Origin of the sequence: Pontimicrobium sp. IMCC45349 (assembly GCF_047219225.1) — a bacterium.
GTDB lineage: Bacteria > Bacteroidota > Bacteroidia > Flavobacteriales > Flavobacteriaceae > IMCC45349.
Genome location: NZ_CP178208.1, coordinates 1138549 through 1158794 on the forward strand (window position 1 = coordinate 1138549; position 20246 = coordinate 1158794).

16 protein-coding genes and 1 pseudogene are annotated in these 20246 nt (G+C 31.8%); 4 read left to right on the forward strand and 13 right to left on the reverse strand.

Annotation, left to right across the window (positions count from 1 at the left end):
* Positions 1-5 precede the first annotated feature (5 nt).
* From ACLII3_RS05275 to uvrC, 5 genes and pseudogenes are all read right to left on the reverse strand, one after another.
* Positions 6-779: a DUF3108 domain-containing protein gene (locus ACLII3_RS05275; protein ID WP_412987066.1), complete on the reverse strand. Its 774-nt coding sequence runs from the start codon at positions 777-779 to the stop codon at positions 6-8.
* Positions 780-926: 147 nt separating this feature from the next.
* Positions 927-2087: a 4-hydroxyphenylpyruvate dioxygenase gene (hppD, locus tag ACLII3_RS05280; protein WP_412987068.1), complete on the reverse strand. Its 1161-nt coding sequence runs from the start codon at positions 2085-2087 to the stop codon at positions 927-929.
* Positions 2088-2108: 21 nt separating this feature from the next.
* Positions 2109-3266 (reverse strand): annotated as a pseudogene (locus ACLII3_RS05285) (homogentisate 1,2-dioxygenase).
* Positions 3267-3419: 153 nt separating this feature from the next.
* Positions 3420-5648 (reverse strand): patatin-like phospholipase family protein, encoded by a 2229-nt coding sequence (locus ACLII3_RS05290; protein WP_412987069.1) that lies wholly within the window; start codon positions 5646-5648, stop codon positions 3420-3422.
* A 1-nt stretch (position 5649) separates the two neighbouring features.
* Positions 5650-7443, reverse strand: coding sequence for an excinuclease ABC subunit UvrC (uvrC, locus tag ACLII3_RS05295; RefSeq protein ID WP_412987070.1), 1794 nt, complete (start codon positions 7441-7443; stop codon positions 5650-5652).
* 86 nt (positions 7444-7529) lie between these two features.
* On the opposite strand from uvrC, the gene rimK reads away from it, so the two are divergent.
* Genes rimK through ACLII3_RS05310 form a run of 3 tightly spaced genes read left to right on the forward strand, consistent with a single transcriptional unit; the run spans position 7530 to position 9946 of the window.
* Positions 7530-8402 (forward strand): 30S ribosomal protein S6--L-glutamate ligase, encoded by an 873-nt coding sequence (gene rimK / locus ACLII3_RS05300; RefSeq protein ID WP_412987072.1) that lies wholly within the window; start codon positions 7530-7532, stop codon positions 8400-8402.
* A gap of 6 nt (positions 8403-8408) precedes the next feature.
* Complete coding sequence (locus tag ACLII3_RS05305; protein ID WP_412987074.1) at positions 8409-9383, forward strand: succinylglutamate desuccinylase/aspartoacylase family protein; 975 nt, start codon at positions 8409-8411, stop codon at positions 9381-9383.
* Positions 9380-9946, forward strand: coding sequence for a 5-formyltetrahydrofolate cyclo-ligase (locus ACLII3_RS05310; RefSeq protein WP_412987076.1), 567 nt, complete (start codon positions 9380-9382; stop codon positions 9944-9946). The genes ACLII3_RS05305 and ACLII3_RS05310 overlap by 4 nt, the downstream gene beginning before the upstream one ends.
* On the opposite strand, the gene ACLII3_RS05315 is transcribed toward ACLII3_RS05310, so the two are convergent.
* From ACLII3_RS05315 to panC, 8 genes are all read right to left on the reverse strand, one after another.
* Complete coding sequence (locus ACLII3_RS05315; protein WP_412987078.1) at positions 9897-10571, reverse strand: lipoprotein signal peptidase; 675 nt, start codon at positions 10569-10571, stop codon at positions 9897-9899. The two genes, ACLII3_RS05310 and ACLII3_RS05315, sit on opposite strands and share 50 nt — an antisense overlap.
* Positions 10572-10684: 113 nt before the next feature.
* Positions 10685-11068 carry a TraR/DksA family transcriptional regulator gene (locus ACLII3_RS05320; RefSeq protein WP_412987079.1) on the reverse strand — a complete coding sequence of 128 codons (384 nt, stop codon included), beginning with the start codon at positions 11066-11068 and terminating at the stop codon, positions 10685-10687.
* A gap of 4 nt (positions 11069-11072) precedes the next feature.
* Positions 11073-14477, reverse strand: a complete 3405-nt coding sequence (gene ileS, locus ACLII3_RS05325) for an isoleucine--tRNA ligase (protein ID WP_412987080.1) — start codon at positions 14475-14477, stop codon at positions 11073-11075.
* A 70-nt stretch (positions 14478-14547) separates the two neighbouring features.
* Positions 14548-15906 carry a DNA repair protein RadA gene (gene radA, locus ACLII3_RS05330; protein ID WP_412987082.1) on the reverse strand — a complete coding sequence of 453 codons (1359 nt, stop codon included), beginning with the start codon at positions 15904-15906 and terminating at the stop codon, positions 14548-14550.
* Positions 15907-17055 (reverse strand): alpha/beta hydrolase, encoded by a 1149-nt coding sequence (locus ACLII3_RS05335; protein ID WP_412987084.1) that lies wholly within the window; start codon positions 17053-17055, stop codon positions 15907-15909. It abuts the gene before it with no gap.
* A 65-nt stretch (positions 17056-17120) separates the two neighbouring features.
* Positions 17121-18101 carry a lysylphosphatidylglycerol synthase transmembrane domain-containing protein gene (locus ACLII3_RS05340; protein WP_412987086.1) on the reverse strand — a complete coding sequence of 327 codons (981 nt, stop codon included), beginning with the start codon at positions 18099-18101 and terminating at the stop codon, positions 17121-17123.
* A gap of 3 nt (positions 18102-18104) precedes the next feature.
* Positions 18105-18455 carry an aspartate 1-decarboxylase gene (gene panD / locus ACLII3_RS05345; protein ID WP_412987088.1) on the reverse strand — a complete coding sequence of 117 codons (351 nt, stop codon included), beginning with the start codon at positions 18453-18455 and terminating at the stop codon, positions 18105-18107.
* A gap of 13 nt (positions 18456-18468) precedes the next feature.
* Positions 18469-19320, reverse strand: a complete 852-nt coding sequence (gene panC, locus ACLII3_RS05350) for a pantoate--beta-alanine ligase (protein WP_412987090.1) — start codon at positions 19318-19320, stop codon at positions 18469-18471.
* A gap of 107 nt (positions 19321-19427) precedes the next feature.
* Between panC and ACLII3_RS05355 the strand changes: the two genes are divergently transcribed.
* Positions 19428-20237: a glycogen/starch synthase gene (locus ACLII3_RS05355; RefSeq protein WP_412987092.1), complete on the forward strand. Its 810-nt coding sequence runs from the start codon at positions 19428-19430 to the stop codon at positions 20235-20237.
* Positions 20238-20246: the final 9 nt, after the last annotated feature.

Here is a 20246-nt window from a genome sequence, read left to right on the forward strand (position 1 = left end):
TTGTTTTAAAATTGTATTTCGAAAGGATGCTTTAGTCCTTTAAAGGCTTCTAGGTCTGCGCGTAGTGATCCTACAGCTAAATCTGCCTTAATTTTTAATGGTATTTTATTATCATCTGCACTTACCCAAAGTGTAAGGCTTTCTTGTTCTTTAAAAACGCGTCCAGCCATAACATAAGGCCTAAACTTTAAACACTTTACTTTACCAAACTTAGTTTTTATAGTTTCTCTCCCTAAAAACTTAAGCTTGAAATTAAAATTTTCGGAATCAAAAAACATATTTAAGCTCACCTCATCTCCTTGTTCAATAGCATCTGTATCATAATGATTTCTAAGATAGTAAAAGGCAGATACCATATCTTGAACATTTAACTCAGTATCTACTACTGTTTTCTTTTTACGTTTAATATTATTTATATATGCCTTTTGATTTTCTTGATCAAAGTCTATCTCAAGCTTTTTAGTATGTCCTCCTTCATTAATATCTCTAATAAATCGATAAGGTAAATTGGTTTCCTTATCAAAATAACTTTCATAACGATCTTTTACTTTAAAAAACCACTTAATAGCACCTGTAGTCCATCCTTTACCAACTACATGATACACTGGTTTACCATTAATCACATCATCCTTTACTGTTAATGTTGCATTACCAGCCTTCATCCAACCACTATAGCTCATTCTAAACTTAAACCATTCACCTGTATCAAAAGCTGAATCATTTTGCGCAAATGTAAACTGAACGAAAATAAATGTAAATATGAGTAGTATCTTTTTCATAAACTATGCAATTGTAATAAAACTAAATAAGCAACTTAATATTGCTGTTTATTATGAAAATACAATTACTATTCCAAAAGTATTAAAACGAAAAAACTCTGTCAAAAATAAGGACAGAGTTTTTTCATTTTTTATGCTAAATGTATGTTAAAGTGTACCTCTATTAGCTTGCTCTCTTTCAATAGACTCGAAAAGTGCTTTGAAGTTTCCTGCTCCAAAACCTCTTGCTCCCATTCGTTGAATAATTTCAAAGAATAATGTAGGCCTATCTTCAACTGGTTTTGTAAAGATTTGTAATAAATAACCTTCCTCGTCAGCATCAATCATAATACCTAAGCTTTTTAAAGTTTCGATATCTTCTCTAAGTTCATGATCATGCTCATGTAACCTAGCAGGAACAGCTTTATAATACTCTTCTGGTGGTGTTGATAAGAATTCCACGCCTCTTTCTCTCATTTGAGAAACAGTACTTATAATATCATCTGTTGCAACAGCAATATGTTGCACTCCTGGGCCTTCATAGAAATCTAAATACTCTTCAATTTGAGATTTTTTCTTTCCTTCGGCTGGTTCGTTAATAGGAAATTTGATACGTCCATTACCATTACTCATTACTTTACTCATTAATGCAGAGTATTCAGTATGGATTTGTTTATCATCAAATGATAAGAAATTCTCAAACCCCATCACATCTTCATACCATTTTACCCATTGGTTCATTTCGCCCCAACCAACATTTCCTACCATATGGTCGATATACTTTAATCCTAACGATGAAGGATTATAATCTGATTCCCATTTTTGATATCCAGGAAGGAAGGTTCCGTTGTAATTTTTACGTTCGATGAACATATGAATTGTTTCACCATAAGTATGAATACCTGCTTTTACAACTTCACCAAATTCATCTTTTTCTACAGTTGGTTCTAAGTATGATTTTGCACCTCTACTTGTCGTTTCCTCATATGCACTACGCGCATCTTCTACCCAAAGCGCAACAACTTTCACACCATCTCCATGTTTAACAATATGATCGTTAATTGAAGAACTACTATTTAAAGGTGTTGTTAATACTAATCTAATTTTATCTTGAACTAATACATAACTAGCTCTATCCTTTACTCCTGTTTCCAATCCTGCATAAGCTAGAGATTGAAATCCAAATGCTGTTTTATAAAAGTGAGCAGCTTGTTTTGCATTACCTACATAAAACTCTACATAATCTGTTCCTAAAAGCGGCAAGAAGTCTTGCGCACCTTCAAATATTTTTTCTAAACCGTAGTTTACTGATTCTACTTTTTTTGCCATGATTCTCGTTGTGTGTTTATTTTATTCTAACCAAGATTTATAGTAATCTTCGTCTGCTATTTTTAATGCTTCTTCTGTTACTTGTAATGGCTTAAATGTATCTACCATTACTGCTAATTCTTCTGTTTCTTTTTTGCCTATACTTCTCTCTGCTGCTCCTGGGTGAGGTCCATGAGGTATTCCTGCTGGATGTAGTGAAATATGGCCTGCTTCAATATCATTTCTACTCATAAAATCACCATCAACATAATACAAAACCTCATCTGCATCAATATTACTATGATTGTAAGGTGCAGGAATTGCATCTGGATGATAATCGTATAAACGTGGCACAAATGAACAAATTACAAAAGCGGTTGTTTCAAATGTTTGGTGAATTGGAGGTGGTAAATGAATACGTCCTGTAATAGGTTCAAAATCATGAATTGACAAAGCATATGGATAATTAAAACCGTCATAACCCACAACATCAAATGGATGTGAATCATAAACTATATCAATGATTTCGTCTTTCTTTTTTACTTTGATTGTAAATTCTCCAATTTCATTATTAGTTTCTAACTCATATGGTCTTCGAATATCACGCTCACAAAATGGAGAATGTTCTAACAGTTGCCCAAACCAATTTCTATATTGTTTTGGTGTATAAATTGGCGCATGAGATTCTACAATAAATAAGCGATTGTCTTCTGTATCGAAATCTATTTTATAAATAATTCCTCTAGGAATAATTAAATAATCTCCATATTTAAAATCCAGATTCCCGTAAATGGTTCTAAGCTTTCCTGTTCCTTTATGGATGAAAATCATTTCGTCCGAATCTGTATTTTTATAAAAATAATCGGTTGTAGATTTTCTAGGTGCTGCTAAAGCAATATGACAATCAGAATTGGTTAAAACAATTTTTCTACTTTCTAAAAAATCATCTTATGGTTTTACCTGAAAACCACGTAATCTATACGATTGAATATTATTTTCTTTAGCAATTTTTGGTGCTATACTATATTGAGCTTTTATTTCTTTAACACGTGTTGGTCGTTGCTCATGATAACTATTTGTTGACATTCCGTCAAATCCCACAGTTCCAAATAACTGTTCATAATATAAATCACCATTTGGTTTGCGAAATTGAGTATGACGTTTAGGTGGAATCTTTCCTAATTTATGATAAAAAGGCATTTTTTTAAATGTTTACTTGTTTAACTTAATTAACTCTAAAAATACAAAATAAAATGCCTACTTATTCAGGATTTCTCTTTATAAGGTAATGTAAGTGTAATAAGTAATCTGCCCAGAATGGTTTCATGTTTACAAATATCGAAAAATTTATAATTAAAACCAGAATCCTAAATTAAAAAACCAGATACTTTCATTTGTTTCTGGAGACCATGAAAAATTTGCTTCAATTGGGCCTAAAAAAGTTTCAATTCCATATCCTAATGCATAACCACTATAATCTGGTGCAGTGATCCATTCACCATCAGTAAAAATATCATCACCAATATTAGCATAATTTACTGTCGCTTTAATATGATGCTTTTTAAAGGGTTCAAAATCTAGAGCTACACTTCCTTTAACAAAACTATTTCCAGTTAAGGATATATAGTCATAACCAAAAAAAGGAATGAAGTTATTTATAAAATCATTTCCATAACCTCCAAGAGCAAAATCCAATGAATTATTTGAATCCTCCCCAATTTTAAAGCCTCCTTGAGAGCCAACTTGAACAGCTATTTTATCTGTCAAGCAAAAAGCATATCCTATATCTGCTTTCGAATAAGAAAACTCTGAAAAGTTTTTATTATAATCGGATGATGCAAAAAACAATTGAAAATCTCCATCAAAAAGAAACCCTCTTTTAGGAAAATACTTATTATCATAAGTATCTAATTTCAATTCACCAAAGACACTATAAAAATCACTTTTTTCAAAAGTTGCTCCTTCTTCATTTATATCAGGATTACTAAATGTTTCGGAAGTTATGTTTAGACGCTTGTATTCAACTCCCATTTGTAAAGAAAAGTCTTTTCTAAATAGTGTTTGAATATATACTTGATTAGTAAAATCTCTCAACTCTACGTCAATTTTATTTAATGTCGTACCCTGTGTTAATTCAAAATCTTCAAGTAAAAGTGTTGCATTTACATTCTTGTGGAATGAATTAAATCTTGACTTTACTCCAATACTCCAATAAAATCCTTTATCTATAAAATAGTCAAAATTGTATCTTAAATTATCACCTAAACCAAAATCTAAAGAAGCTATATCATTTTTAAATAATAACTGTTTTTTAGTAACATTTATTATAGCAGCACTTTTATATAAATCATCATAATGTACTCCTAACTTAAAAAACATAGTGCTTTTATTTTCCACAACATCTATATGTAAATTATAACCATCTAAAGAAGGCTCAAACCTGTAAAGAAAATTATCAAAATTATTAGTTGCTATTATGCTATTTACACCTTTTTGGAATGCTTCATAACTTATGGTTTCACCATTTCTCATTTTCAATTTACCTAAGATATATGCTCTTGTGTAATTTTGATTACCATATACTTTTATCGATTTAACCCTTAAACTATCAGGTAATTTTACTGGTGCTTTTTTTGAGTACTTAACCTTCCTTTTTACAATATCTTTTAACTTTGTAGCTAGTTGGTTTGCTGCAATAACTCCATTTTTAATTATCTTATCCCCTTCATCAAAAGACACTACTGAAAACCCTTTAATATCTGGCTTTATATAAATGTCTGTTTCTTTAGACTTATCTCGCATATCCTTAATAGTTCTAAAGTTATTTATCTGGAGTAAAATATCTGGAGCAGATTTTAATTCATCTATATTCAATAATCCATCCTGTACATCTACACCTATAATGATGTCCATTCCTTTAGCTCTTAATTCATCAATAGGATAGTTATTTACTACGCCTCCATCAATTAAAGTTTTGCCATTTATTGTAATTGGTTGAAATAAGGTAGGTAAAGCTCCACTTGCTGAAATTGCTTGAGATAAACTACCACTATCTAATACAACTTGCTCGCCTGTTTCTATGTTTGTTGCAATACAAAAAAATGGTGTTGGAAGTTTCTCAAAGTCATCAACATCACTTACATGCAGTGTAAGCCTAGACAATAAATTAAATACATTTTGTCCTTTAGAAATGGCTGATGGCAATTGAATTTTAAAATCATTAAAAGGCAATGTTATTGCATATTTCTCAGCATTACTTTTCTCATAAAATGTTTTAGAGCTTCGAGGTATTTTGTCGCTTATAAGTTTATCAAAATCAATATCTCTAAAAATAGAATCTAATTGTTTTCCCGAGTATCCAGAGGCATATAACGACCCTATTATAGACCCCATACTTGTACCTGCAACATAATCTACTTTAACTCCTAAACTATCCAATGTTTTTAATACGCCTATATGTGCTAATCCCTTTGCTCCACCACCACTTAGGACAAGTCCTACCTTTATATCGTCTTTAGAATCAGTTTGAGAAAAGGCAGTTATGCTTAAACACATTAACAGTATTAAAAATAATTTCTTCAAGTTAACTTTTATTAAAGTAGTTATATATTTTTTGAGCTTTAGAAACACCAACAACCTGTTCCAATTCATCTAATTTAGCATATGACACACGTTTTGCAGATTTAAAATGCTTTAATAAATCTACTATAGTTTTTTCTCCTATTCCAGGAATAGTTTCTAACTCTGTATTTAATGCACTTTTACTTCGCTTATTCCTATGATGTTCTATACCAAAACGATGTGCTTCATTACGCAATTGTTGAATAATTTTTAGCGTTTCGCTTTTTTTATCTAAATATAATGGAATTGGATCATTTGGATAGAATAATTCTTCTAAACGTTTCGCAATTCCAATGATGGCTATTTTTCCTCTTAAATTTAAATCGTCCAAGCTTTTCAATGCTGCCGATAATTGTCCTTTTCCTCCATCAATTACTATTAATTGAGGTAAAGGCTGTCCCTCGTCAAGCAATCTTTTATAACGTCTATAAACCACTTCTGTCATTGATGCAAAATCATCTGGTCCTTCAACGGTTTTTATATTAAAATGACGATAATCTTTTTTACTTGGTTTTCCATTTTTAAATACTACACAAGCAGCTACTGGATTTGTACCTTGTATGTTTGAATTATCAAAACATTCAATATGCCTAGGCTCTTCACTTAAACGCAAATCGGCTTTCATTTGTGCCATAATACGTTTTACATGTCTATCAGGATCTGTTATTTTAACTTGTTTAAGTTGCTCTAACCTATAATATTTAGCATTGCGCAAAGACAAATCTAAGATATGTTTCTTATCTCCAAGTTTAGGAATCGTTACTTTTACATCATTTCCTAAATCAACTTCAAAAGGCACATAAATTTCTTTTGATTTGGAATTAAAACGCTGTCTAATTTCTGTAATTGCAAGTTCCAAAAGTTGCTTGTCTGTTTCTTCTAGTTTCTTTTTTAATTCAAGTGTATGCGACCTAATTATAGAGCCGTAAGACAGTTGCAAAAAGTTCACATAAGCATAACTTTCATCACTAGTTATTGAAAACACATCTACATTGCTAATTTTAGGATTTACAATAGTAGATTTTGCCTGGTAATTTTCTAGAACTTCAATCTTTTCTTTAATTTTTTGAGCTTCTTCAAAATGCATGTCTTTTGCTAAAGTGTGCATTTGATTTTTAAACTCATTTAGCGAATCTTTAAAATTACCTTTTAAAATTTCTCTTATTGCTTTTATACTTTCGTTGTAAGCTTCTTCAGTCTCATAGCCTTCACAAGCCCCTTTGCAATTCCCTAAATGATACTCTAAACAAACCTTATATTTTCCAGCATCGATTTTTTCTTGTGATAAATCGTAATTACACGTTCTTAGAGGAAATAAGCCTTTTATTAACTCTAATAAGGTGTAAACCGTTTTCACACTTGTATAAGGTCCAAAATATTCGGAACCATCTTTAATTAATCGACGTGTTTGAAATACTCTAGGAAAACGTTCTTTTTTTATACAAATCCAAGGATAAGATTTGTCGTCTTTAAGCATCACATTATATCGAGGTTGATACTTTTTTATAAGATTATTTTCAAGTAATAATGCATCTGTTTCAGTATCTACAACAATATGTTTAATATCAGCAATCTTTTTTACAAGCACTCGTGTTTTTCCATACTCATGATTTTTGGTGAAATACGAGCTCACACGCTTTTTTAAATTCTTAGCTTTTCCTACATAAATTATAGTACCATTAGCATCATAATACTGATAAACTCCTGGTAAATTTGGTAATGTTTTAACTTGTATCTCTAGTGTAGATTTGCTCATCATTCCAAAGGTATATTAAATAGTATTATTGTAAAAATGGATACACGTTTTTTAGTATATTGCATTTAGAACATTCTATATATGTTATGAATATTGTAATCCTTTCGCGTAACGAAAATTTATACTCTACAAGTCGACTTGTTGAAGAAGGAGAAGAAAGAGGCCATAAAGTAGAAGTTATTGACCCTTTAAAGTGCGACTTAATTATTGAACAACACAAGCCTACAATTTATTATCAAGACAGATACTTAGATTATGTAGATGCCATTATACCTCGTATTGGTGCTTCTGTTACTTTTTTTGGAAGCGCTGTGGTACGTCAATTTGAAATGATGAATGTGTTTACAACAGTTACTAGTGATGCTATTATTCGTTCGCGAGATAAATTACGAAGCTTTCAAAGGTTATCAAAAGCTGGAGTTGGTATGCCAAAAACAGTTTTTACAAATTACTCAAGAGATGTTGTAGAAGTAATTGAGCATGTAGGAGGAACTCCAGTAATTATAAAGTTATTAGAAGGCACTCAAGGCTTAGGAGTGGTACTTGCTGAAACAAAAAACGCAGCTGAATCTGTACTAGAAGCTTTTAATGGTTTACAAGCAAGAGCTTTGGTTCAAGAATATATTGCAGAAGCTAAAGGAGCAGATTTAAGAGCTTTAATTGTAGATGGACAAGTGGTAGGTGCTATGAAACGTCAAGGAAAAGAAGGTGAATTTAGGTCTAATCTACATCGTGGTGGAACAGCAAACTATATTAAACTAAGTGAACCTGAACTAAAACTAGCCATTAAAGCATCAAGAGCTTTAAAACTTCCTGTGTGTGGTGTAGACATGTTGCAATCTAACAGAGGTCCTTTATTAATGGAAGTAAACTCAACACCAGGATTAGAAGGTATAGAAACTGCTACTGGAAAAAATATTGCCAAAGCCATCATAACATATATTGAAAGAAATAGATAGTATTTTATGACAAGTCCTAAAACAGATATACTTCATATTCTAGGTGAAGACATTGCGCTTGGTCAACAACGAGAAATAAATTTTAACGTTGCCAAATTACATACTGGAACTACTATTGAAGTACCTGTAATTATTGAGCGCTCTAAAAAACCTGGACCAATTGTTTTGTTTACTGCTGGTATTCATGGTGACGAAGTAAATGGTGTTGAAATTGTACGTCAAATAATCGCCAAAGGCATCAACAAACCCAAAAGAGGTACAATTATATGCATTCCAGTAATTAACATTTTTGGATTTTTAAATAGACAAAGAGAGTTACCAGATGGTAGAGATTTAAATCGTGCATTTCCTGGTTCTAAAAGTGGCTCCTTGGCAAGTCGAGTTGCTAATAAACTTATAACCGAAATTGTACCACAGGTGGATTTAATTATAGACTATCATACTGGTGGCGCAGACCGTTTTAACTCTCCACAAATTAGAATTGTAAAAGACGAACCTGTACTTGATGAGTTAGCGTTAACCTTTGGAGCACCTTTTGTACTCTACTCTAAAAATTTAAATAAATCGTTTAGAAGTGCTTGCTATAAAAGAGGCATTCCTATATTGCTTTTTGAAGGCGGAAAATCGTTTCACTTTAGTAGTGCTATAACTAACACTGGTGTTAATGGTGCTAAACGTGTCCTAAGGTTTCTAGATATGCTCAACTCTAAATTTAAAAGTAGTAAGCCTAAAAAAGAGTGTGTGTTTATTGAAGAAAGTAGATGGATTAGAGCAAAATATTCTGGTATGTTTAAAGCTTCAATAGATGTAAATGACTTTATAAATAAAGGTGATGTTATTGGAAACATTACTGATGCCTACGGAAAGTTTAATCATTTTGTAAAAGCTGACAATTCTGGTTATATCATTAGTGTTAATGATGCACCAATTGTTTATAAAGGTGATGCTTTGTTTCATATATCAACAAAAATTGAAGCATGAAAAAAGCAGATTTAAGAGTAAAGTACAAAGCATTAAGAAATGCTTTAAATGAAGATACTGTTGAAGACTTAAGTTTAGACATTGCTAACAACTTAATTAAAATGCCTATTTGGGAATACAGCTTTTACCACTTGTTTTTAAGTATTGTGGAACATAAAGAAATTAACACCGAATACATTTTAAATATTCTTGCTGGAAAGGATAAAAATATTGTGATTTCAAAAAGTGATTTTAAAACCACTACACTTATTAATTATTTACTTACAGATAGTACTGTTATTAAAAAAAATAGTTGGAATATTCCAGAGCCAGTAGATGGTATTCCAATTGCAGATTCACAAATAGATGTAGTTTTTATACCACTTTTAGCTTTTGATAAAAATGGCAATCGTGTTGGCTATGGCAAAGGTTTTTACGACAATTTTTTAACCAATTGCAAACCTGAAACTATAAAAATAGGCTTATCGTTTTTTGAAGCCGAAAAGCAAATTGAAGATTTCTATGAAGGCGATATTACCCTTGATTATTGTGTGACACCTCAAAAAGTGTATCAGTTTCAGTAGGTGATTCTTCCTCTTTAGGAAATGCTTTTTTATTAAATACTAATAGTATTCCAACTCCTGTACTAATGGCAACATCAGCAATATTAAAAACTGGTTGAAAAAAAGTAAATGCTTTACCTCCCCAAAATGGAAACCACTCAGGAAACACACCATTCCATATAGGAAAGTGCAACATGTCTACTACCTTACCATGAAACACACCTGCATAACCTTGTTCTGGTAAAAAGGATGCTACTTGTCTAGCACTATCATCAAATAAAACACCATAAAAAACAGAGTCTAAAATATTACCCAAAGCGCCTGCAAAAATTAATGCAACAGATATAATTAAAACTCTTGTACGTTTCTTTTTTGTAGCACTTACTAACCAATATCCTATTCCTGTTACAGCTACAATTCTAAATAGGGTTAAAATGAGTTTTGCAGTTTCATCTGTTATAAACGAAAAGAAATCGCTAAGCTTAGCTCCCCAAGCCATTCCATCGTTTTCAACAAATAGAATTCTAAACCAATCAAACACTTTAACCTCATCGCCTAACATAAAATGTGTTTTCACGTAAATCTTAGAAATTTGATCTACTAAAAGAATTAAAACAATAAGTATTGAGGCTTTTTTAAGTGACATTGATTGCTATTAATTTGGGTAAAAATAGAAATATTTTTTAGTCTTTATAAAATTGATTAAACTAAAAAGCGTCTCTTAATAAGAGACGCTTTTAAATATATGTTATAGGCTGTTTATTTTTGCATGTTTTTTGCCTCTATACTTAATGTAGCATGAGGAACAAGCTCTAAACGCTTTTTATTAATTAACTTTCCAGTAACGCGACAAACACCATACGTTTTATTCTCAATTCTAATTAGCGCATTTTTAAGGTCACGAATAAACTTTTCTTGACGAATTGCTAATTGCGAATTAGATTCTTTACTCATTACTGCACTACCTTCATCAAAGGCTTTAAATGTAGGTGCTGTATCTTCGGTACCATTATTATGGTCATTCATATACGCACTTTTAATTAACTCTAAATCGTGCTGAGCTTTATCTATTTTTTCTTGAATAAGTGTTCTAAATTCTTCTAAATCTTTATCAGAATATCTGCTGTTTGTTTCTGCTGACATAATCTTAATGTTTTTGAATAAACAATTTGGTATTTACCTCATCAAATGCAATTTCTATACCATTGTTTACTTGATCTGTAATTTCTAATTCTTCAGTTAGCGTTTCTGTTTTAATATATTCAATATTAGTATTAATTGCGCTAACTATGTTATCATCCTTTTGAAGGACAACATCAATTCTATCTGTTACATCAAATCCTGAATCTTTACGTAGATTTTGTATACGATTTACGAGCTCACGAGCAATTCCTTCTCCGCGTAAATCCTCAGTAATGGTAACATCTAGAGCAACTGTTAAAGCACCTTCATTGGCTACTAACCATCCTTCAATATCTTGAGATGTAATTTCTACATCTCCAAGCTCTAAGGTAATACTTTTTCCATTAATTTCAACGTCTAAAGTACCATTTTGTTCGATTTTTTTTATGTCATCAGCATCAAAGTTTCTTACTGCATTAGCAATAGCTTTCATGTCCTTACCAAAACGTGGTCCTAATGTTTTAAAATTAGGCTTAATTTGTTTTACTAAAATATCTGATGCATCTTCTAACAACTCAACTTCCTTAACATTTACCTCATGCTTAATTAAATTAGATACTGCAAGAATTTCTTCTTTTTGAGAAGCTGAATCTACAGGAATCATAATTTTTTGTAACGGTTGGCGTACTTTAATCTTTTCCTTAGCTCTTAACGATAAAACTAATGAAGAAATTGTTTGCGCATTCTCCATTTTTCGTTCTAAATCTTTATCTATATAAGATTCGTCTGCTACAGGAAACTTAGCCAAATGTACACTTTCAAAGTTTTCAGACTGTGTTGCCTGAGTTAAATCTTTGTAAAGTCTATCCATAAAGAAAGGTGCAATTGGCGCTCCTAACTTAGCAATAGTTAGCATACATGTATATAATGTTTGGTAAGCCGAAATTTTATCTTGTTGATAATCACCTTTCCAAAATCTTCTTCTGCTTAAACGTACGTACCAGTTACTTAAAAATTCTTGTGTAAATTCTGAAATTACACGTGCTGCTTTAGTTGGTTCGTACTCTGCATAGAATTTATCTACTTTTTTAATAAGTGTATTTAATTCTGATAATATCCAACGGTCAATTTCTGGTCTTTCGTTTAATGGAATATCAGCCTCAGCATAGCTAAACTTATCAATATTAGCATATAAAGTGAAGAATGAATATGTATTATATAATGTTCCAAAAAACTTACGTCTTACTTCTTCTATTCCGTCAACATCAAACTTTAAGTTATCCCAAGGATTTGCGTTACTAATCATGTACCAACGCGTTGCATCAGCGCCATATTTTGCTAATGTTTCAAATGGATCTGTGGCGTTTCCTAAACGCTTAGACATTTTTTGTCCATTTTTATCTAACACTAAACCATTAGACACTACATTTTTATATGCAACCGAATCAAACACCATAGTTCCAATAGCATGAAGCGTATAGAACCATCCACGAGTTTGATCGACACCTTCAGCAATAAAATCGGCTGGATACGATTTGTTATCGTCTATTAATTCTTTATTCTCAAATGGATAATGCCATTGTGCATAAGGCATAGAACCAGAATCAAACCATACATCAATTAAATCGCTTTCGCGCTTCATTGGTTGTCCTGATGGTGACACTAATGTAATTTGGTCTACAATATTTTTATGTAAATCTAACTTAGCATAGTTTTCATCACTCATATTGCCAACTTCAAAATTGGCAAAAATATCTTTATCTAAAACACCAGCTTCAATAGCCTTTGCAATTTCAGATTTTAATTCTTCTACAGAGCCAATACAGATTTCTTCCTTACCATCTTCTGTTCTCCAAATTGGTAACGGAATTCCCCAATAACGCGAACGTGACAAATTCCAATCGTTAGCATTAGCTAACCAGTTCCCAAAACGTCCTTCTCCTGTACTTTTTGGTTTCCAATTGATAGTTTCGTTAAGCTCGAACATACGTTCTTTAACGTCGGTTACTTTAATAAACCACGAATCTAATGGATAATATAAAATTGGTTTATCCGTACGCCAACAGTTTGGGTAACTGTGCTTATATTTTTCAACCTTAAAGGCTTTATTTTCTGTTTTAAGTTTAATAGCTAACTCAACATCAACCGATTTTTCTGGCGCTTCTCCTTCGTTGTAGTATTCATTCTTAACATACTTACCAGCGAACTCACCCATTTCTGGTCTAAAACGTCCTTGTAAATCTACAAGCGGTACCAAGTTGTCATTTTCATCTTTCACTAACATTGGTGGCACTTCTGGTGTTGCTTGCTTAGCTACTAAAGCATCATCTGCTCCAAATGTTGGTGCAGTGTGTACAATTCCTGTACCATCTTCAGTCGTTACGAAGTCACCTGATATTACTCTAAATGCATTTTCAGGATTATCATTTGGTAATGCATAAGGTAATAATTGCTCATACGTTATACCTACTAAATCTGCTCCTTTAAACTCTTTTACGATGTAAAAAGGTATTTTTTTATCTCCCGAATTGTAAGCTAACAATTCTGATTTTTCTTCAACTTGATTATACTTACCAGCGAATTGTTTAGCAACTAATGCTTTTGCTAAAACTACATTCATTGGCTCGAATGTATACTGATTGTATGTTTCAACTAATACATAATCAATTTTAGGACCAACAGTTAACGCTGTATTACTTGGTAAAGTCCAAGGAGTTGTTGTCCAAGCTAAGAAATGAATAGTACCTTCATTTTGTAAAAAGTCTGGTAACGAATTTTCATTAGCTTTAAACTGAGCTACCACAGTAGTATCAGTCACATCTTGATAGGTTCCTGGTTGATTTAACTCGTGCGAACTTAATCCTGTTCCAGCTTTTGGTGAATAAGGTTGAATTGTATAGCCTTTATACAGTAAACTCTTGCTATAAATTTGCTTTAATAACCACCAAACAGATTCCATATACTTTGGCTCGTAAGTAATATATGGATCATCCATATTTACCCAATAACCCATTTTTTGAGTTAAATCGTTCCAAATATCTGTATAACGCATGACAGCTTTTCGACATGCAGCATTATAATCTTCGACCGAAATTGTTTTACCAATATCTTCTTTAGTAATTCCAAGTTCTTTTTCTACACCAAGTTCAATTGGTAATCCATGAGTATCCCAACCAGCTTTACGCTTTACTTGAAACCCTTTCATGGTTTTATAACGAGGAAAAATATCTTTAATAGCACGTGCTAGTACGTGGTGTACTCCAGGTAAACCGTTTGCTGAAGGTGGTCCTTCAAAAAACACAAATGGTTGGTTACCTTCACGTGTTGTGATACTTTTTTCGAAGATGTTATTTTCTTGCCAATAGTTTTGAATTTCTTCTGCTACTTTTGGCAAGTTAAGTCCTTTATACTCAGGAAATGTCGCGCTCATTTTCTATCAGTTCTTTTAAGAACGCGAAATTAAGGAATTTTGCGAAAATAGAGGGCTGTATTAAGTGATTTTAAACCAAATAACCAACCAAGTCTTCAATTTTAGAAACTAATTGAATTTTTATAGCTGTATTTTTTAAAGAAATCTTGTTGTATTTAGATACAAAAATCGTTGCAAACCCTAATTTTTCTGCTTCTAAAATGCGCTGTTCTACACGCTGTACTGGACGAATTTCTCCAGATAAACCAACCTCGGCAGCAAAACAATAATCTTTTTGAATTGCCTCATCTTCATTAGAAGATAAAATTGCTGCAACAACTGCTAGATCTATAGCTGGATCATCCACATTTATGCCTCCTGTAATATTTAAAAACACATCTTTTGCTCCTAATCTAAAACCTGCACGTTTTTCTAAAACAGCTAGTAGCATATTTAAACGTTTCGCATTAAAACCTGTTGCACTACGTTGTGGTGTTCCATATACTGCTGTACTAACTAAAGCTTGTACTTCAATTAGCAAGGGACGCATACCTTCTAAGGTAACCGCAATAGCATTACCAGATAATTCTTCGTCCTTTTTTGAAATTAAAATTTCACTAGGATTCGTTACTTCTCGTAACCCAGAACCTTGCATTTCATAAATTCCCAGTTCATTTGTAGAACCAAAACGGTTTTTATGTGCTCTTAATATTCTAAACACATGATTTCGGTCACCTTCAAATTGCAAAACAGTATCTACCATGTGCTCCAAAATTTTTGGACCAGCAATATGACCATCCTTAGTTATATGACCAATTAACAACACAGGTGTTGATGTTTCTTTTGCAAACTTAATAAGCTCTGTAGTACATTCTTTAATTTGAGAAATGCTACCTGCCGAAGCCTCAATATAATCGCTATGTAACGTTTGAATGGAATCTATAATTACCACTTCTGGCTCAAGAGATTCTATTTGCTTAAAAATGTTTTGGGTTTTAGTTTCAGTAAGAATATAACACGTATCATTATTAGGATTGACACGTTCTGCACGCATTTTTATTTGCTTTTGGCTTTCTTCACCCGAAACATACAAGGTTTTATATGGCAATTTTAAAGAAATTTGAAGTAGCAATGTGCTTTTCCCTATTCCTGGTTCTCCACCAAGCAAGGTTAAAGATCCTGGTACAATACCACCTCCTAACACACGATTAAATTCTTGATCAAATGTATTAAGTCTTGCCTCCTTAGCTGAGTCAATCTCCTTAATTTTTAATGGTTTTGAAACACGTTTAGAAGCAGATGTAGGTGTTTTCCAATCGCTTTTATCAGCTTTTTGAATAACTTCTTCTACAATAGTATTCCAAGATTTACATGCTGTACATTGTCCTTGCCACTTCGCATATTGATTGCCACAACTCTGACAAAAAAAAGTAGTTTTTACTTTAGCCATTTAGTATCCAAAATCTGCTTTAATCTGGTCTGCTCTTTCAATCATTTCATCTTTAGAATAACCTCCTATTTCTTCAAGTATATAAGCTGAACGATAGGTTTTCATTGCTTTTTTATGCTCACCTGTTTCTTCATAAAAACGTCCTAAATAATAGTGTCCTAAAAGTGTGTCAGGATACTGCTTACGAGCAAGTTTCCCTAAGTCCTCAAAGTATTCAAACTTTTCTTTTTTATTAATAGCTGCTGCAATAGCTTTAAAATCGTTTACTAAAATTTGTTTTTCAATGCCAAACAACTCATCAATCATTGTATACTTTTCCAATAAATATTCGACTGGAGAAGTCTCTAAAGTTAAAATACGCTCCTTATATTCTGTTTTACTAATAGGCTGAAAAACAAAAAAGATACTCTCTAGTGCTTTTGGAATAGCGTGAGCTGGATTAGAATAATGCGTAGGTCCTTCAAAATTATTGAAATTATATAAAAAGTTTTTATTATCTATTCCTTTCAAAGCTGTATCTAATGCTATTGCATCTTCTCTTAACGGTTTTATATCATTAGTAGCTGTTGCCAAATAGTAAAACAATTTATTCTCAAAAGTACTGATGCGCTCCGTTAAATTTTCTGTCATTTCTGGGGCTAAATCTGGACTTAAAGAAATATACCCTTGAAACAAAGGTTTATCTTTAAATAAAAAGTAATTAATATAGTTTGCTGTTTCACCATGACCAACAGCAACTCTAAAATTTTCTATTCGATAATTCTCTTCTAAATATGGAATTAACTCCATACCAACAAACTCAAAGAAAGAAGCTCCAGTCTCTACTGGAAAATAGTTTTGATCAGAATAATAACAGTCATTTTCTCTTGAATCAACTTGATTTACACCAACTACAATAGCTTCTGGCATGTCCTCCCAGTATGAATAATAATCTACATTACCTGCTACTATTTCAAACATATAATCACCATCTAACACCACAAACAAAGGGTAACTTTTTTCTATATTATCATTATAGTTTCTTGGCAATTGGATCTTAAGCTCTCTGTTTTCTCCTAATTTATAAGAATCTATTTCTTCATAAATAGTTTGCGCATAGGACACACTAAAACAGGCTACTAAAAATAAGGTTAATAGTTTATTTTTCATTTTTAAAAATGATTATGATTGGTTTTGCCAAGTTAAGTAATTAAGCTAAAAAAATAAAGTTAAGTTTAAGATACTTTATCTCGCTGTTTAGGATACATTTTATTGTAAATAGGCAAGACTAGTAAAGATAATCCTCCAGCTATCACAATAAGTAATGTTTGAGAAGACCACATAATCCAACCAAACGCTATACTCGGTTCTTTAGCGATTCCAAAAATGGAAAAAGCTGCAAAAACAGCTACAGGATAAGAGCCTATACCTCCATTTGTTGCTGCTATACTAAAACTTGCTGAGATGAACCCTATTAAAATAGCTGCAAATGGAATTCCTGAAGTTTCAACTAAAGTAAACGAAGTAACATAAAACATTAACAAATACATTGCCCAAATAAACAAGGTGTGAAAAATGAAAGCCCACTTTTTTTTCATTCTAAAAATACTTGTAACACCTTCAAACAACCCCTTTACAAAAGTTCTAATCTTGACAGCAATTTTATGATTACTCTTATTTATAAAGTAAAGAAATACTACTCCAAGTAATACTAAAACTAACAACCCAATTATAATTTTTATGGGGTCAAATCGTTCTGCAAAAAATTGATAGATATATTCAAACTCTAAAAGTAAGGTTACTAAGATTATTCCTAGCATTATAACCATGTCTGCTAAACGCTCAGCTACAATGGTGCCAAATCCTTTTTCAAAAGGAACACCTTCATAATTAGCTACAATAGTCGCTCTTGAAACTTCACCTGCTCTTGGTATGGTATAATTAATTAAATACGCTGCTAATACTGCCATTGAGCTGTTTGCAAACCTAAGTTTATAACCCATTGGTTCGATCATAAATTTCCAGCGATAAGCTCTAGATAAATGACTTAACAATCCTAGAAATACTCCAACACTTATCCAAGTATAATCAGCCTTTTTAAAATATTGTACTAATTCACTAAACGAAATTTGAGATAAAGAATACCATATCAAAACAACACCTAATAATAATGGAAGTGTTACTTTAAGAACGGTTTTAGCTTTACTACTACTCAAAGTTTATTTTAAAAGATTGGTTGCTTCGTCTGGAAATACTAATGAAGGCTTAAAAGTTTTTGCCTCTTCAATATCCATAAAAGCATACGTTATAAGTATAAGCACATCTCCTGGAGACACTAATCGTGCTGCTGCTCCATTAAGCGTTATTTCTCCGCTATTTCTTGGGCCAGGAATAGCGTAAGTTTCTAATCGCGCACCATTGTTATTATTAACAATCTGCACTTTTTCTCCTTGAATTATATTGGCAGCTTCCATTAAATCTTCATCAATAGTAATACTACCTATATAATTTAAGTCTGCTCCAGTAACTTTTACGCGATGAATCTTAGATTTTACTACTTGTATTTGCATGTGGCAAAGGTAATTAATTTAGTGCTATATTGTCTATTAATCTTATATCATCTGCATAAGCAGCAATAAAAGCACGATATTTTTTTTGTTTAGATTTTCTTTTAACTGGTTTTAAGGTTTCAACATCTGCAATTATGAAATATTCTAATTCTAATAAATCATTTTTAGCAAACTCTTTTTCAACCCATTCCGCTACTTTATTAGCACTTTTTGTGCCAAATTTCACTTTGGCAGCTTTTAAAGTTTTATAAATAAATGGCGCTTCTTTTTTATACTCTGTTTTTAGTCGTTCGTTACGCGAACTCATTGCAAGTCCTGAAGATTCTCTGTAAATTTCACAACCTGTAATTTTAACAGGAATGTCATATTTTTCGACTAATTTTTTCACAATTTGTAATTGCTGAAAATCTTTTTGTCCAAAATAAGCATTATTAGGAGTAACAATTTCAAATAATCTTTTAACAATAGTTCCTACACCATCAAAATGACCATCACGAAATCTCCCTTCCATTTCAAACTCTAATCCATCAAAACTAAAACTAGTTGATATAACGTTATCACTATAAATATCCTCGACTGAAGGTGCATAAACTATAATTTTAGAATCTGAAATAGTTTGCAACAACTCCACATCTCTATCTAAAGTTCTTGGATATTTTTCTAAATCTTGAGCATTATCAAACTGCGTTGGATTTACAAAAATGCTAACAAAAACAACATTGTTTACATCAAGCCCAGACTTAACTAAAGACAAATGACCTTGATGTAATGCTCCCATTGTAGGAACAAAACCAATTTTTAAATTTTGAGATTTTAATTGACCTACTAAACTAGAAACTTCCTCTTTTGTTTTTAATACTCTCATTTTTAGTAAAAAATTAACAGCGTGCAAACTTAATATATTACTGTTAATCTGCATAAAATTTTGTACTTTTGCGTGTTTTTTATTCTAAAATTAAAGCAGAATAGCTCATGAAAGATAAGAGAATACTATATGTGTCGTCTGAAGTAGTACCATATTTACCTGAAACTGAAATTTCTTCAATGTCATTTGAAGCTCCAAGAATGGTAAACAAACAAGGTGGTCAAATAAGAATATTTATGCCACGATATGGTAATATTAACGAAAGAAGACATCAATTACATGAAGTTATTCGTTTATCAGGAATTAATTTAGTTATTAACGACCTTGATATGCCTTTAATTATTAAAGTTGCATCAATTCCAAAGGAGCGTATTCAAGTTTACTTTATCGATAATGAAGAATACTTTAAGCGTAAAGCAACTTTAACAGATGAAGATGGTGTGCTTTTCCCAGACAATGACGAACGTTCAATTTTCTTTGCAAAGGGAGTTATTGAAACTGTTAAAAAATTAAACTGGGCTCCAGACATTATACATGTTCACGGTTGGCTGGCTTCTTTATTGCCTCTTTACTTAAAAGAGTACTACAAAGACGAACCTTTATTTGCCAACAGTAAAATTGTTACTTCTTTATACAATCAAAGTTTTGAACAAACGTTGAATAAAGAGATGATAAACAAAATTAAGTTTGATAATATTTCTGAAGAGTCTATTAAAGTGTTAGAAGAACCTTCTTATAATAATATTATGAAAGTTGCTGTTGATTTCTCTGATGCTTTAATTATTGGTTCTAAAGATATTCCTAAAGATTTAGAAGATTATCTAGAAAATTGCGAAAAACCAGTATTAGAATACAAGTACCCTGAAGAATTCGCAGAAGCTTATACCGAATTCTACAACACAAAGGTTTTAGGATAAAATCACTAT